This window comes from Proteus vulgaris, from assembly GCF_011045815.1.
GTDB lineage: Bacteria > Pseudomonadota > Gammaproteobacteria > Enterobacterales > Enterobacteriaceae > Proteus > Proteus vulgaris_B.
Genome location: NZ_CP047344.1, coordinates 652,163 through 669,821 on the forward strand (window position 1 = coordinate 652,163; position 17,659 = coordinate 669,821).

A 17,659-nucleotide genomic window follows, 5' to 3' on the forward strand; every position below is an offset into this window, starting at 1 on the left:
TAAGGAGTCAAGAAAATAAAATAAGTTAATTTCTTTGTTTTAGCGGGTTGATTTTGTCTTTTTTTGTCGCTTGAGTCAAGAGAAAATCATTTTACGATGTTAAGTAACGTGTTGTTTTAATTGATTTAAATTTGTTATTTGCTACGGAAAAGGTATAGGGGATAGAGAAATTTCTGTTACTATATTGGCGGGTGCTTGGATCGTTTTGGTTCAAGCATTTCGCTAGAGCCAAAAAGAGAAAAGCCCCGAATTTTATTAGGTATAAAATCCGAGGCAGTCTCACAAACTCACAACTTGATTCTGCCTCCTTCATTGAAAGGAGTCAATCAAATTGACGAAAATAACCTTATTTGGCATTACGGTTGTCTGTGTGACGGTACTTATGTTTGCTTTAATTGTCAGTGAAAGATTATGTTCGCTTAACATTAGTAACGGAAATACAGTCGTTCAAGCTATTTTGATGTGTCATTAATAGTTTGGTGGGGGAGGTTTCCTCCCTCACAATTTTTCTTCAAGTTGTCAGAGTTTTGGTACAAGCACCCTGTCTTTTAAATTATTCTTTGTGATAGTTTGGATATAAATGATAATGATTGCTATTTCGTTGAATGTTTGACAACATAGGTGATTATTTACTCTGCTGATATCTTTCTATTATGTCTCAACACTCTTCATTCTATTCATACATTGGTTATCAACCTAAGCATCAGCAGGTTGAAGAATATCGCTTTCAAGACCAAATTCTATTGCGCCAAGGTGTATTAGAAACCACGGAAGATCTGCAGATTGAAGAGACTTATCAAGCCGGCTTTAATTTAGTGGCTGTTCATAGTGGAAGTGTGATTAGTGAAAGTGTCAATGGACAGAAAATAGAGATAGCAACACCGAGTATTTTTATTGCTAATAGTGTTGAACGTTATTCTTTATTGAATCAATTTAAATCTGGCGCGCCCCTAAGATATACATTATTGCAATTATCATCTCAGTGGCTTGAGCAACAACATATTTTATTACCTCCAATACTGCGACAAAACCAATCACTTATGTTGCATCATCTGACTTTGGATAATACGTTTTTAGCGTTAACCATGCAGTTATTCCAAAATCCGGTTCATGATTCCTTAAAACCACTTTATTACTCAGGTAAAGCTTGCGAATTTGCTTCATTAAGTTTGCAATATTTATGTCATGAACAAGAGCCAGCCAATCGGCCATTAAGTCAGCGTGAAAAAAACAGTTTAAAACAAGCCAAAGAAATTTTAATTGCTGAAATGGAAACGCCACCAAAGCTTGAAATATTAGCAACTCGTGTGGGATTAAATACTCGAAAACTTACTCAAGGTTTTCGTCAATTATTTGGCAATTCTGTTTATGGTTGGCTACAAGAATATCGTTTACAAACCGCATATAATATGTTGCTAAATGAAGGGGAGTCTATCTCAAGTGTTGCCTATTATGTTGGTTATACACCCGCTCATTTTTCCGTCGCGTTTCGTAAACGTTTTGGTATATTACCGGGCGATGTACGCAAAGGGCATTTCACGCCTTAATTGATTTTATTAGGTTTATCGGTATATTTATTATCTTTATCGCTTGATTTGTCATCTATTAAACACTTAATTAATTCTATCTTTTCCATCTTGCTTAATAAATAAGCAAAATGCGTCTAAATCGAAAGTAATAGTCACGCAATCTAAAGCCTTGTTGCTAGAGGGTAAATACCCTTTTCGCTATAGTGCCACAAGATGTTGTGGAGATTATTATGCATAATGAATTATGGATGTTGTTGCGTCCTTATCGCCCTTTACTAATAGGTGCGCTGTTACTACAAGCTGTTGCAGGTTTTAGCTCTTTAGTACCTTGGTTAGCGCTTTATCAGCTTCTTCTTTCTTTCCCTTCTAGTAATACGTTGTGGTTAACCATTGCTGTTATTGGTGGCATTGTATGGCTAATATCACAAACCATTGCATTTCATTTAACACATTTAATGGATGCAAAATTAACCTACCAATTACGATTAGCATTATCAGAAAAAATGCAGAAATTACCGTTAAATTGGTTTGTTAGCCAAGGGAAAAATGGTATTAATCAATATGTTCAGCGAGATATTAAAGCATTACATCAATTAATTGCTCATGCACCTGCTGATATCGTGCAATTAGCCGTTGTTCCTGTTATTGCTATTATTGTGTTATCAACATTAAATCCTTTTTTACTGGTTTTCTCTCTTATTCCTTTAATCATTGCTTATTTTTGTTTTAAACAAACACAATCATCACGTTATCAAACCTATTGTGAACAGCGTGATGAGGCAATGAAAACGCTCTTTGAAGATTATCAACTTCTTGCTGAAAATCCTCTCGTAGCACGCCAATTTCCGCATAAAGGAATTGTTGATAAAACAGAGAAAGCACTATTTAATTTTGTTTTTCATTTTCAAAATTGGGTTAAACGAGTTGGATTATTAGGATCACTTACCCAATTATTATTGAGTGCCACCTTATTAACAGGATGGCTATTATTGGGTGCTACTATTTTTGAACAAGCGTTACCATTGGCCGATTTATTACTGTTTGTTTTATTGTTAAGACGTATTGCAGAGCCTGTTATGGCTATGGGGCATGGCGGTGATGCCTTATGTGCGGCAAAAAAATCTGCGCAGCGGATACAGCAATTATTAAATCAGCCTGAAATGCAATATGGTGATTTATCAACAGAGACGATATCTCACGCTGTAGCGTTAACAGCACACTCTGTTTGCCTTTCGTATGGTGATAAAGAGATCCTCAATAATATTAATTTTGAAATTAAGAAAGGAGAATTTATTGCCATTGTAGGCCCCTCTGGCGCAGGAAAAAGCTCTTTACTACAACTGATTGCTCGATTTATGGATGCAACATCAGGTGAGATTTTTATTGAGAATAAGCGTTTACAGGCGTATTCACGTAATACATTAAATCAAATTACTACAGTGGTGATGCAAAACAGTCAACCATTGCCTTATTCAATTAAAGATAACTTATTGTTATTTAATCCCCATTGCAGTGAAGAGCAACTACAATCAGCAATGAATGAAACATATTTTGCTGAAGTCGTTACTAACTTACCCCGAGGTTTATCTACTCTAATTAATGATGAAACGCCACTTTCTGGCGGTGAAGCACAACGTTTGGCAATAGCGCGTGCTTTCATTGCTAATAGCCCACTGTTATTGGCTGATGAACCTTCTTCAGCACTAGATCCTGATAATGCCCAACATATTTTTAATGCATTAAAAAATAAAACCATGACACGGATAATCGTCACACATTCACTGGTTTTAGCACAACAAGCCAACAGAGTGATATTTATGGTTGATGGAAGATTAGTAGCAATGGGAAATCATGATGATTTGCTACTCAATTGTGAGCGCTATAGTGATTTTGTTCAGAAACAAGGAGAGCAAAATGAAGACTAATCCCTTTGTTTCATTACTCTTATTTTTAAAATATCCTCTCAGTTTTATGGTATTGAGCGCCATTTTAGAAGGGCTGTGTGGTTTATTATTATTGCCGATTATTATCTATTGGGATCAGGATGCTAGCCAATATTTATGGATGTTAGCGGGATTAACATTAATTACACTTGTTTTTCAGTACATTGCGACATTAAAAGGTTTTCTTGCGGGTACAACGGTGATGAAAATCTTAGTTCAAGCGTTGATCCGCCATTTACCTCGTAGTTTAACACCACCACCTCAAGCACACACGTTATGCTCAGGTGCTGCAATGAGTGCAATGAGTATCCCTGCCCATTTATTAGCGCCTGTTATTAGTGTTGTAGTGACGCCATTAACTGTAATTATTGGGCTTTTATTTTATAACATCATTTTTGCTTTGATTTTTATCGTAGCTGCATTATTACTTGTTGCAGTGATGCGGATCAGTGCCAAGGGGCTGTATAGACAAGAAGTGACACTGCAAACAGCAGAGTCTGTTGTGGCTAAAACATTGGCTGATTTTGCACAACATCAGGTATTATTGCGAAAAAGTGGGAGAAATACGCTGTTTTCACAGCAATTACAGCAAGACTTATTGGATCAACACCAACAACAAGTGCAATTATTACAACGAAGCTTACCCTATCATCTGATTTTTTCTTTATGTATTCAGGTTATTTTCATTGCTGTTTTAGTTATTGGTGTAGTGAATGTTGATATTAATACTCTTACTTTAACGCAGTGGTTGGCTGTCGTGGTATTAATCGCTCGTTTTATTGAACCTTTATTTCAGCTTTCTCATATTGATCAAGCATTAAGGCAGAGTAAACAATCACTTACTTTAATAAAAAATACGTTGGATGCTCCCTCATTACAAAGCCCAAAACAAAGTGGTACTCCTAAAAGCAATGACATTCGTTGTGAACAACTGGAGGTGAATAATAGTTTAGGAGCGCTGATCCTTTCTAACATAACAGTGCTATGCCCTGATAAAAAAATGACGGCAATTGTCGGCAGTTCTGGTGCGGGTAAAACAACATTATTACATGTTTTGGCACGTCTTAGGGATGCTGATAAAGGGCAGATTTATTATGGAGACAAAAGGGTCAATGATTTATCTGAGAGTGTATTAGCGCAAACAAGACAAATTGTATTTCAACATAATCAATTAATTAGAGGTACATTGCGTTGGTCATTATTACAAGATGATAACTCAACTGTCAGTGATAATGATATTTTGCATCTACTTAATGCATTGAATTTATCGGTGACTCAAACAGATTTAGATGAAGATGTGGGCGATCAGGGAGATCGTTATTCCGGTGGACAAAAACAGCGACTATGTTTAGCGCGTTCATTATTAGCCGATCCTAAGATCTTATTTTTAGATGAGCCAACGGCGAGCCTCGACATCGTCAGTCGTGAGAAAGTGGTACGTTATCTTGAAGGGCTAACATCTACTCGTGTTGTGATCACGCATGATCCTGATATTGCTAAACATGCTGATCACGTGATTGTGCTTGATAACGGAAAAGTGATTGCTGAAGGTTCGCCTAATACGTTGTTGTCATCTTCAACATGGTTTCTGAATTTTTGTGGCTCATTGTGAGTGTTAGATCTTTACTGATTGCCAATCAATATCGATTGGCAATCGAAAGAGATAATCTGGCAATCTAAAATACCGTAATCCTAAAATTGGTAGAGTGATAACCATTATCATTTGAATATTTTGGGATGAATATGGTTTGCATTTCTTCTTTAGCTGGCTTAGATAAAACACAGAAATTATCGCCAGTATTAAATCAACGTACACAAAATAAATTGGCATTAACACAATGTGCTATTTTGTGTTCTACCGCTTTATTTTCACTTTCTGCCATCGCAAATACAGCAACAGAAAATAATAAAGCAGTCGATGTTTTGGTTGTGACTGAAAGCGTAGCACAAAACCGAGATAACCTTGCTCCTGGTGTTAGTACATTAAGTAAAATGGCGCTTAAACCTAGAGAGATCCCACAAACTGTCTCTGTGATAGATAGAGAACAGATAGAAAATCAAAACCTAAATACTCTTGATGAAGTGATGACTCGTGCTAATGGGGTTACTAGCGCACCTTTTGTTTTATTAACAACGGCTTATTACGCACGTGGTTTTCAAATTAACGCCTTTGAACTTGATGGTGTTCCCGCATTAATGGGAAATATGGCAAGTTCGCCACAAGATATGGCAGTGTATGAGCGTGTAGAGATCTTAAAAGGCTCTAACGGATTGATGCATGGAATGGGAAATCCTGCGGCAACCGTCAATATGGTACGTAAACACGCCCCTTTAGACTCACAATTAAAAGCAACATTTACGGCTGGGAGTTGGAACCGTTATCGCGGTGAAGTCGATGTGGGCGGACGTCTAAATCAAGAAGGTAGTGTGCGCGGTCGTGTCGTAATGGCATGGGAAGATAAAGATTTTTTCTATGATATTTCAGATCAAAAGACGCGTTTGATTTATGCCACAGTGGATGCAGACTTAACGACTAACACACTATTACGTACCGGTATTCAATATCAAACAATAGACTCCATCACCAATATGGCAGGTGTGCCAATGGGAAAAGATGGTAGCGATTTACACCTTCCTCGTAAAACTTATTTAGATGCTGATTGGGATCGCTTTAAATGGGATACCACTCGGTTATTTACCGGAATTGAACATCAAATTAATGATGATTGGTTGTTTAAAATCAACGGTGATTATCAATATGCTAAAGCGCGTTTGTTGTATGCAGGGGCATGGGGAAATATTGATCCTGAAACCGGTGATGGTGCCATGCTAATGGGAGGAGCATACAAGTTTCATAACTATCAAACCAGTCTTGATACCAACGTCACAGGAAAACTTAACGGTTGGGGCTTACAACATGATCTGATAGTGGGAATGAGCTACTTAAAAGCCAGTGAAGAACAGGACACTGGGCAATTTAAAGATCCTCTCAATGTTCCTGTAAATATTTATCGCTGGGATCCTCATAGTGTACCGAAACCACAAATAACAGGTTATTCCTCTCAAGGCGCGACAAAAACGGAACAAATTGGTGTCTATGGAATGGGGCGGATCAAGCTTATTGAGCCAGTAACATTGATTACAGGGGCGAGAGCGAGCTGGTGGGAAGTGAAAAAAAACCAAGCTAAGTTTACTGAAAATGGAAAAATCACCCCTTATGGTGGTTTGATTTGGGACTTTGCACCTCAATGGTCATGGTACAGCAGTTATTCTACGGTTTATCAACCACTAACGGGGAAAACCTGGAGTGGTGACATGTTGAAACCAGTGGAAGGACAAACAGTTGAAACCGGGATCAAAGGAGCGTTGATGAACGGTGGGCTTAATGTATCAGCCGCTATTTTCCGTATCGACATGAAAAATAATCCACAAGAAGATCCGGCACATCCTGGCGGTGGTTTTAATACCTATTTTATTAGTGGCGGCAAAGTTGTTAGTCAAGGTTTTGAGATTGAAGGAATGGGGTACTTATCGCCATTTTGGGATCTCTCGGTCGGTTATACCTATACCGATACGGAATATAAAGAAGATACCTTGAATAAAGGTAATAGCTTTAACTCATTAGTGCCTCGTCACATGGTAAGAGTGTGGACAAATTATCAGTTACCTTGGGATGCGCGTAAGTGGAGTGTGGGTGGTGGTATTCAAGCGCAAAGTGAATATAGCAAAACAAACGGTGAAGTTACGTTACGCCAAGGTGGCTATGCGGTATTCAATTCGCGTTTAGGTTACCAAATTAATGAACATTGGTCTGCTGCATTAAATATTAATAACGTCTTTGATAAACGTTATTACTCAAGCCTTTTCTCACCTCAATGGAATAACCGTTACGGCGAACCTCGTAACGTTATGTTGAATATCAAGGCTGATTTCTAATGCAAAAGGCACTGCTGATCAGTTGTGCTGTTTTAGGCAGCGTAATAGGGAGTATTACGCTGTCATTACTGATAGCAACATTTTATCCCAGCACTGACCCCCTTAATCGCCTATATGCAGCCGTCTTTTTACCCGTTGTCTGTTTATGTGGATTGCTCTGTTTTAGCTTATTCTCACTAAATGGAAAACAGGTATTTTGGCGCGCATGGAGCTGGTGGCCATTACCTTTAATATTGATGGAATTTATTGTATGAAAGCAATATTAAAGCGCCAATTTTTACAACTTCATCACCAAGTGGGTTCTTTGTTTGGTATTCTATTATTTATTATTCTATTGACAGGAACATGGTCATTAGCACATGAAAATTTAAATTTATGGGCTCAATTTAAGCCGTTAGATAGAGAGTTATTGCCGTTAGAACAGTTATTAGCAAAAGGCGAATATCTATTAGGTAAAAACGGTTTCAATAGTGTGAAATTACCCTCTATAGACCATCCAATTATTACTTTCTGCCAAGGAATGGGCGATTGTTCACTGCAATTAAATGCACAAACGGGTGAAGAAATTACAGTAAGAGAAGTTATCTCTCCTATTGTTCATTTACATAAAAATCTATTTATGGGTTTTTCTGGGCGGTTATTTATTAGTTTGTTTGGTTTTGTGTTTGCGCTATTACTAATAACGGGCATTGTTATTCATCACCGTAAAGTTTATCAACTATTTCGACTCCGTTTTAATCAAGGGCGTAGGCTGTTTTTCTTTGATTTACATAATGTAATTGGATTATGGAGTTATCCTTGGCTAGTAATGTTTGCATTAACTGGAGCATTATCAGGATTAGGGGCATTTGGTACATTAATGCTCGCAAAATATGTAGAGCCAGATGCTCCAGTACAAGTCATGATGAAATTAATGGGACAATCAACGCCTGTTTCATCTGAGTTTATTGCATCTTCTCCTAGCTCATTATTAATTCAACTTTCACAAGAAAAACCAGACTTTATTCCTGAAACTATTAATTGGAAAAATAGAAGTAATACTGAACAGCAAATTACAGTGAGTGGTATTCATTTATATTTACCCAGCACCGCTAATTTTGAGCAGTTATTTTTTTCTGGCTTAGATAACCATTGGATTGCGGAAAAAAGTTCTGTGTCTCAGCAATTTTGGACACGTGCTTTTATTGCCATTCAACCTTTGCATTATGGTCAATATTTATGGGCAGGTTCAGCAGATTTTAGTTTATCGGTACTTCATTGCCTAATGGGAATGATGGCCTGTGTATTGACCTTTAGTGGATTAGTAATTTGGGTATTAAAAAAGCCTATTAATATCAGTTCCCGTTTAGTGTTAGGAAGTTGTTCTGGCTTAATTTTTGCCAGTACATGTTTACTTCCTTTCGCTATTTTCTCCGCGTTATCACCGATACTGCCTTTTTTTGGTGTTTGGTTGATAACGCTTCTTTTTTATTTTTTTTATCCGCAAGTGATCCAACTTACTTTTCTTATTTTAACCATCAGTAGTGTGGTTTTATTTATCAGTGTCTTTAGTCACTTATTTATAACCCACGCTGCTTTGTGGTGGATAAGTTGTGCCTTGTTGATCAGTGCTATTTTTTATTTTTTGATAGGTCTTTTTCTACTAAAAAGACAGTAATTGGAGTCTGTTATGCAAGAATTATTAAAACATCGGCAATTAGTGATAACGCTAGGTTTACTTTATTTAGCACAAGGTATTCCGATGGGAATTGCGATGGATGCATTGCCTACATTATTACGCCAAGAAGGTTCGGCTTTAAGTGCAATCGCATTTATTCCATTAGTTGGATTGCCATGGGTATTAAAATTTTTATGGGCGCCAGTGGTTGATAATTATTGGTTTAAATCTTTAGGTCGTCGCCGTAGCTGGATTATTCCCATGCAGATCATTGTGACGTTCTGTTTATTATTATTAGCAATCCTTGGTATTTCTATCGAAACGGCAAAATGGGGTGTCACTTTATTAGCTATCGCTTCATTAGCCAGTGCTACACAGGATATTGCAACAGATGGTATGGCCGCTGAACATGCGAGTGGCACGTTATTATCGAAAATAAATGCTGTTCAAATTGCAGGCGTGATGGGCGGCTTTTTCTTAGGAGGAGCAGGTATGATGATCCTCACTGATAAATTAGGCCAGCATACCGCATTACTGTTATTTGCCTTAGTGCCCGCTATCAGTTTATTTTTTATTACGTTATTTCGTCAAAAAGCAAAATATGATGAGGGTGAAAATGGTGATTCACCTAATGCAAGCCTATTAAAAATGGTACGGAGAAAAGGAGCGGTAAGACTATTAACACTGACATTGCTTTCAGCAGTAACTGCAGTATCAGGCTTTGGTTTAGCAAAGCTCTTTTTAAGTGACAGTGGTTGGTCTTTAGCAGAGATTGGGAAAATGGGCATGATGGGTGGCATGGTAACCCTTTTCTTTGGTTGTGGCGGTGGTGCTTGGTTAATTAATAAAATTGGTGTGTGGCGCGCTTTTTCTGCAGGATTACTGTGTGCTTTAGGTTCCTCATTATTATGGCTTTCACAATCAATAGGCTCTATCAGTCTTACAATAGTTACTGTGTGTATTGTATTAGGCTCTTTATCATCAGGGATCACTTCTGTGGCTATTATGACCGCAGGCATGCGTTTTGCGTCAACCGATAATCAAGCCGGTACTGATATGACCGCAGTACAAAGTATGCGTGATATCGGTGAAATGGCGTGTGCAATGATGTTGGTGAGTTTAACGGCAACAATAGGGTATCGTGGTGGGTTTGGTTTGGCAGCTATAATTGCGGTTTGTGCATTGATAGTTACGTTGATGAATGTAAAATACCAAGAGAAAGTGTCGATTTCTTAAAATTAGAAAAGATGAAAGCATTGATGATTAAAAAACCCCCGTAAAAAGTAAACTTTACGGGGGTTTTATATTAATCAGTCATTTTTTAATTTATTGCTTTATTCTGAATAGTGCTGATTTTATTTTTATTTGGATCACCTGTGCCGTCCCATTGAACTGTTTGTTGATATTCTTTGGTTACTCCATTGATCGTGATATTTGTGATTAATGTCGCTGAGCCTGATAGAGATTGAAAACAATCTTCTTTCATCGCTAATGAAGGATACGTATCATTGAAAGAATTATTTTGAGTTGAAGTATTATACTCGTATTCATCATAATAATCGACTTCACTACGACTCGAATTACCTTGAATATTAATGAGTTTATGAGAAGTTGTTATAGGGTATAATAACTTCTTAGTATATATCCCTACTGAGGTAACAGGAACAGCCATAACATGTGTCATTGTATCTGTTGGTAATATTCGGCACGAACTGGTGTGTGTGCCATTATTACTTGTTTCAATAAATAAGATTTCTCCAGCTAATGTAAAATCCATATATCTAGGAGAGATTGCTTTAACATTTAAAGGGTAGAAAGTAGAGTATTCTTTATTGTTATCAGCAAGATCAAATACAATAACTTTGATTTTAAGATCAGTGCTTTGTAATGAATTTTTTTCCATCGTTAATAGCGTTGTGACTGTTTTCCCCGAAAAGATTTCATTTGCTGAATTTTCAGATATTTTGCTGGTTTTATTGTTACCGTCCCATAATTCAAAGTTAACTGCGTATTCCATTCCGGATGTTTTAGGCGGTATCCAAGAAAAAGTTAACGCATCATCCTCATAAACCGGTGTCCAACTTATTGGTGTATTGGTATTGGGAATAATTTTAGCTTTATTATCATTATCCACTCTTCGTGTGACATAATTAATTGTGATATGAGGCACCTTTCTTACATTAACAAAATAATCCCCTTCTGATTCATAGAAATAGTCATTTTCTTTTGATGTTAATGTAATCTCTGTACTACCTGAGCTGACTTTAACAATGGTTCCATTTTCTTTTATCGAAACAATACTAGGATCTTTTGCTGACCAAACACCTTGCGCCTCTTTAGGTAAAGGGGATATGGGTTGTTGAACCTTAATATTGGTATCATTTTCATATAACATCATGTTTTTTAATGCAAATTGAATTAACAGTGTTCCTTTATCTTGTTGATAGTCAACGGTCACGGTATCTGCTAAAAATTGTTCGGTGGCATCACTGCTTATACGTATTTTGGTTTTACCTGGTTTGACTTCCGTAATAGTACCTTGTGTATCAATCGTCACTACGTGTTGGTTATCACTTACATAATTTAAAGGAATATTTTTTGCATCAGCATTGCCAAAAGTAACGTTAACGTTATGCGTTATCCCATCATTCCATGTTGATTGGATAGAGAGTGGGGACGTTAGTTTTAGATTTGGTTTCGCTTTTTCAATCACCAATGGATAGCTGCTTTGAGCTGGTTGATATTGGTCATTACCCGCCGTTTGTAACGTAATAATCGCGGTTCCTGCTTTTTTCATCGATACTTTACCGTTAAGAGTATCAATTGAGGCTACTGAAGGATCAGAGCTAGACCACATCACATTAATGTTATTTGGAACACCTGTATAACCTAATGCGTTAATGGGTGCAGAAGCATAGGTTTCTTGTTGAATAGGCTTATCAAAAATAATCTCAGGTTTAGGAATAGTCACTTTAATGGTGATAGGTTTGGCAAGCGTTATCCCCTCTGAATTTGCCGTTAATACGATATCTGTTTTGACATTCGATGTGAGGTTGGTTTGATATTCCCCATTTCCCACGGGTTTTAACGGATTATCGCTAAAGTGAGGTGTGCCGCTGGTGGCGGTAATCGACACTTTTTTACCCTCAATGGCGTTATCATACTTATCTATTAATTTAACAGAGAGTAAGGCGCTATCTTTATCATTTCCACCAATAGATTGGCGGCTACTGCTAAAGGTTGATTTATTGGTGTCAATATCAGCTGGTGTGACAACCACATCATGAATAGGTTTATGATTATTTAAATCAAGGTAAGCACTCATTTTTAATGTGCCTGCAACATGACTTGTGACTTTCGTTCTTGCGATACCTTTTGCATCGGTGTAGGTACTAAAATCATAATCATCCGCCAAGCCTTGTAATTTCCACGAGACGATAACGTTCGGCAATATATTGTCATTGGCATCGACAATGGTGGCTTGGTAATTAACGCCTTTGTCACCGGCAATTATAGTTGTTCTATCAACATCAACAGCTTTAACTTGCCATGTTGCTGGATCGGCACGCAGTTGTAAGGTTTTTTGTTTCTTAAATTCTACCCCATTCACTTTAACAGTGAGTTGTGTGGTGCCTGATTGAGTCCCTGTGACGGTGATTTCATAATGACCAGGGGACACCTGTTTTGCTGTGCTAAATTGCAAGGTTGGGTTAGCTGAAATACCTTCAACAGTTTGATCTGGCAGAATATTGCCTCCTTTATCACGAACCGTTAATGAAAGTATCGCGCTATCTTTACCATTAGCAATAATACTTGAAGGTAATAAACCAATTTCTGAGCGATTTTCGTCAACATCATCGGCGATAAAATTAACATCATCAGCAGGATAAGTACCTGTGCTTAATACAACACTGACTTTGGCAACACCAGCTGGATCTCGGGTTAATTTAGCTTGTGTTACACCTTTACTATCAGTAAAAGTGAGCGGTGTAGCTAATAAACTGTCTTTGTTTGTTGTCCATGTGACAGGCATACCCGCAATAATAGGGTTGTCATTGGCATCAATTAAGTAAGCATCATAGGTGATGGTATCTCCTGCATGAGGTGTTCTATCACTGATCACAAATTTGCTGACTTTTGCCGTTTGTCCATTAGGTAAGACAGTTAATGGTGCGGTTTGCGTTAAAGTGACTGCGTTGACTTCGGCACTGATGACCGTCTGTCCTGCTTTTATCGCGCCAATTTGTGCTTGATAAATACCTTTATCCGTTTCAGTAAAAGGAGAGATTGTAAACGTGAGATCCGTACTGTAACGAGCATTAATTTTACTTGCTAATCCTTTGAGTAAATTCCCATTTTTATCTTTTAATGTGAGTGTCAATGTGGCTTTTGTTACTGTGGAAACAATGCTATCAGGGGTGAGCGATAACTGAGATTGATCCGCAGAAATAACATCAGTATTAAAGGTAATAATATGGTCTGCATCTAAAGATTGCTGACTGTCTAACAGTGCACTGACTTGTGTTACACCCGCTTGTGTACTGGAAATGGTGGTTTCGGCAATACCTTGCGCATTAGTTTTGCTGAGAGGGGAAGAGAATGTGCCTAATGGACTTATCCAACCGACAGCAACATTTGCCATGCTTGGATTCCCTTGCTTATCAACTATTTCTGCGCGAAGTGTAACTTTATCATGACCGTTAGCAATGACTTCATAAGGTTTGACAACTGTGACACTTTTAATCACGGCATTTTGGGTATCAGCAACAAAACCTAATGGTTGAGTTAAGGTAAATGTGGTGCTGCCTTGCTGATATTGCGCACTGATGGTGCTTATTCCTTCTTGTTTACCACTGATATTGAGTTGATAAATTCCTTTGGCAATTTCTTTGATAGAACTAAATTGAATGGTGTTGTTATCCCCAGTTAATAACAGTGTTTTTGCTTGCTGAGGCACAGGGTTATCAAATTTATCTTTTAACGTAATAGTGGCAGCAGAAACCGATTTACCATCCGCAATAATCGATTGTGGATTGAGTATCATGCTGCTGTGTGCACTGGCAGCATTACCCGGTGTGAAGATAACATCTAATGACGCTTGTTGTTTATTTAACAGCGTTGCGGTGAGTGTTGTTGGTAGTGCTTGTGTTCCTTTTAATTCGATATTAACGTCGCCGTTATTATCAGTTTTAACTAAGTTTTTGCTTAATGTATTGTGTGTTGCTTGCCAAAAAACAGGGTGCTGCATTAATGGATTATGATGTGAATCCACAACATGAGCCGTAAATGTCAGGGTGTCGTTATCATCAGCAATTGCACTGATTTTACCATTCAGTGGAGTAATGGTGACGGTTGCACTGTTATGATCAGCAACGGCCATTAAGGTAACTTGTGCTGTTTTACCATTTGCCAATTTGGCGTTAATGGTGGTTAAACCAGCTTGATTTGTCGTGATACGTGTTTGAGTTTGTCCTTGTTTATCAGTTCGTGTCTGAGGTGCACTAAATACTACACCTTGAGAGCCTTGCCATTGCACTGACATATCCGATAACGGGTTGCCTAAATTGTCGGTAACAACCGCTATGAGTAATGCATTGTCTTTGGTATCGGCAGTAATTTGGTTTTTATCAATCGTTAATGAAGCAAAAAGGGCTTGTTGAATATCGGCAGTAAAATGAATAGGTGCAGCATCAACAGTATCGTTGCTAATGCTGGCGGTCACTATTACATCTAACTCTTTGGTGCTGGTGATTTGTGTCGTCGCTATCCCTTGATCGTCAGTAACAGACATATCATCAATTTTTACGCTATTAGGATCTCCGTCAGTTGACCAAATAATTTTTGCGTTGATTAATGGGTTGTTATTATTATCTTTTACCACAGCGGTATAGGTTACTGGGGTTTTACCATCAGCAATATAAGGTGGTGCAGATGCGGTGACAGACGTAATTTTTCCATTTGACATATCCGCAATAAATTGTGTTTTTTCTTGGCTAACCACGTTATTAACTTCAGCACTAACGGTCACAATTCCTGATATTTTGCTGGTCATTGTGGTAGAGGCAAGACCTTGTTTATCAGTCGTTAATGTGGTTTGTTTTAGTTGCGCTTTATTGTCAGCAGTTAATTGAATGGTGATATCTGGAACGGGATTTTTATTGGCATCAAGGACTTTAAATGCCAACGTTTTTTCATCACTATTATTGGCAAAGGAGCGATAAGGCGTGATGGTGAAAGTCTCTAATTTTGCCGTATGAACATCAGCAATGAAATTAACTTTCGCCGCATAAGCAATATCTTTCACTGTGATTTCAATGTTTGTTTGACCTTGCAGTGTATTGGTAATAGGAACAATAATTTTACCCTGTGCGTCAGTCTCACCTTGTTGCATTATCGTTGCACCATTATCAGCACTAAAGCTAACGGGATAATGAGGAATTGGATTATGGTTAAGATCAGTGACTATCGCTTGGATTTTATTTTGACTTTTACCATCAGCAGGGGCGTTATCTTTAACAACTGTTAACTCACCCTTGGCAATATGCGCAGTAATATCATCAGCAATAAAAACAACCTTTGCCGAATTAAAGGTATTATCTCTAAATTTCGGCGTTAATGTGACCGTTTCAGGTGAACTGCCTGCCGTGATAGTAAGCTGATATTTCCCTGCATCAAGACGAGTAAAAGCGGAAATTCGGCTGGTGCTTATTGCGTTATCCGAGCTACTGTTTAGTGATAATTCTTTAAGATTAATATCAACGGGTAATTTATCGTTATCCAGTACGGTTAACAGTAATGATTGCGTGGAGTGCCCATCAGCAGCTAATTGGCTTATTTTAGGCGTAAATTGGCTATTTTGCGTATTAATTGCCGATTGAGAAACTATAATTTTGCTTTGTACAGGATCAGAGCGATTACCTTGTTCATCAATAGCAATTGCACTGATGGTATAGCTATTTTGTTGCTCAGTACCAGTGACATGGCGAGGTAAAATAACTGAATAATTAAAGCCACCGTTATGATTAATTTTACCGCCATTGGTGATTAAGCGACTTGCAGACCATTCAATATTTTTCACGGGATATTTAGCGTGAACATGAACATTGAGATCTTTTTCTTCATTGGCATAACCCGAAAGTGAAGGTGCCATGGAGAGGAAAACCAGCGTTTTCTTTTTATACTCCAAAACAATATCGTTATTTCTATCGACAAAATCATAGCGGCTACCCGACATTAAACGCATTGCTCGCACATTATCAGGATTAAGCTGTGATGAGATTGATTCACCAAGGTGATATTGTAAGCTAATATCTAAGCGATTATCGCTATTGTCGTTTAAACCAAAGCGACGCTCTGCACCAAAAGTAAGCAAAGGAACGGGGGTATAAGTGAGTCCAGCAGTATAAGCGTGAGGATTTTCTTGACGATTATCTTTGCCAAACAAACCCACTTCTTTGCCGTAATACTGTTCAAAAATAAGCTTTGCACCTAATTGTGGATATGCTGGCAAATAGCCTTCTGTTCTGATATCCCAACCATTAGCTGGGCGTTCGTTATAATCCATGACATCATCAGAAGTGCGCCAATTGGATAAACGATGGTAGTGGTTCATGCTGAGTTTAAAATAATCTCGCCAAACTTCAGCACCAACACCAAATCGGCTGTGATAGCGGCTAAGGTCGTAGTCATAAAACGCATTAAGTCCCACCATAAATTTATTGGTAAAATGACGATAACCAATTCCTTGGTTGAATTGGCTACGTGAGTCTTTACGGTGATAACTTGTTTGAGTAAAAACTAAATTTTTCTCTTGATCGTAAATGGGAATTAATAAATCAGCCGAGCTATTTTCTAACGTAAAATCTTTATCTGTGGATAATGATACGCGAGCATGACCAAATTGATTTAACCATTGTTCTATTTGTTGATTGGCTTTGCTTGATATTCGGCTAATTGCATATTGTGTTGCATCAGTCTCTTTATTTAATAAAGATGAGTTATCAACAATAATTTGAGCGAGTTCTTGTCCGTCTGTTGAAGGAATAGGATTATCTTGATTGTTATTATTTAACCATTTTTTTGTTAATAAAGATTTACTAGGGATATTCAGTGTAATACCTGTTTTTATCTTTAAATTACCGACCAAAGAAACATAATTAGGATTTACTTCAATTAACTCAAATAGCTTTATATTAAACTGCTTTGCAATAGACTCAGGGGTATCACCTTCTTTAACTTGATACGTATTGTCTTTATTAATGAGTTGATTTTCTTGTATATTCTCATTCGCAAAAACATTGACAGGTATTGTTGCTGAAATAGGAAAAGCTAGCTGAATTATAATATTAAACCAAGCAACTTTCTTTGTAATGGAGGAAAGTTGCGGTGTTAGCTCACTTTTAAATTTTGTCATTTTTAAACTCACCGTTACAAATAATGATGAGATTCTCGTATTTAGATATCTTTTTTATATCAGAAAGTGAACTTGAATTAATTAATTTCTAAATATATAAAAAAATGCATTCAGAAAAATAAAAATATATCGTCAAAAAAAGGAAGGAGAGAGGATGAGCGAATTGAATAAGAAAAAAGTC

The 17,659-nt window shown here is 37.5% G+C and carries 9 protein-coding genes; 8 read left to right on the forward strand and 1 reads right to left on the reverse strand.

Features of this window, described 5'->3' with window-relative positions; all coding sequences use genetic code 11:
* Nucleotides 1-382: 382 nt before the first annotated feature.
* The 8 genes from GTH24_RS22435 (at nucleotide 383) to GTH24_RS03140 (ending at nucleotide 10,301) form a co-directional block, all read left to right on the forward strand.
* Entirely contained in the window at nucleotides 383-472 is a 90-nt protein-coding gene (locus tag GTH24_RS22435; RefSeq protein WP_431311721.1) for a hypothetical protein, read from the forward strand.
* 181 nt (nucleotides 473-653) lie between these two features.
* On the forward strand, nucleotides 654-1,547 hold the full coding sequence (locus GTH24_RS03110) for an AraC family transcriptional regulator (protein ID WP_072069457.1): 894 nt from the start codon (nucleotides 654-656) through the stop codon (nucleotides 1,545-1,547).
* A 212-nt stretch (nucleotides 1,548-1,759) separates the two neighbouring features.
* Entirely contained in the window at nucleotides 1,760-3,454 is a 1,695-nt protein-coding gene (locus GTH24_RS03115) for an ABC transporter ATP-binding protein (protein WP_164525936.1), read from the forward strand.
* A complete protein-coding gene (locus tag GTH24_RS03120) occupies nucleotides 3,444-5,084 on the forward strand; it encodes an ATP-binding cassette domain-containing protein (protein WP_164525937.1) in 1,641 nt (546 codons plus the stop codon). The genes GTH24_RS03115 and GTH24_RS03120 overlap by 11 nt, the downstream gene beginning before the upstream one ends.
* 131 nt (nucleotides 5,085-5,215) lie before the next feature.
* On the forward strand, nucleotides 5,216-7,408 hold the full coding sequence (locus tag GTH24_RS03125) for a TonB-dependent siderophore receptor (protein WP_164525938.1): 2,193 nt from the start codon (nucleotides 5,216-5,218) through the stop codon (nucleotides 7,406-7,408).
* A complete protein-coding gene (locus GTH24_RS03130) occupies nucleotides 7,408-7,662 on the forward strand; it encodes a hypothetical protein (RefSeq protein WP_072069454.1) in 255 nt (84 codons plus the stop codon). Before GTH24_RS03125 ends, GTH24_RS03130 begins: the two co-directional genes overlap by 1 nt.
* On the forward strand, nucleotides 7,659-9,065 hold the full coding sequence (locus GTH24_RS03135) for a PepSY-associated TM helix domain-containing protein (RefSeq protein ID WP_072069453.1): 1,407 nt from the start codon (nucleotides 7,659-7,661) through the stop codon (nucleotides 9,063-9,065). The genes GTH24_RS03130 and GTH24_RS03135 overlap by 4 nt, the downstream gene beginning before the upstream one ends.
* A 12-nt stretch (nucleotides 9,066-9,077) precedes the next feature.
* Nucleotides 9,078-10,301 (forward strand): RhtX/FptX family siderophore transporter, encoded by a 1,224-nt coding sequence (locus GTH24_RS03140; protein ID WP_072069452.1) that lies wholly within the window; start codon nucleotides 9,078-9,080, stop codon nucleotides 10,299-10,301.
* A gap of 85 nt (nucleotides 10,302-10,386) precedes the next feature.
* On the opposite strand, the gene GTH24_RS03145 is transcribed toward GTH24_RS03140, so the two are convergent.
* A complete protein-coding gene (locus tag GTH24_RS03145; protein ID WP_164525939.1) occupies nucleotides 10,387-17,478 on the reverse strand; it encodes an Ig-like domain-containing protein in 7,092 nt (2,363 codons plus the stop codon).
* Between the last annotated feature and the right edge of the window lie 181 nt (nucleotides 17,479-17,659).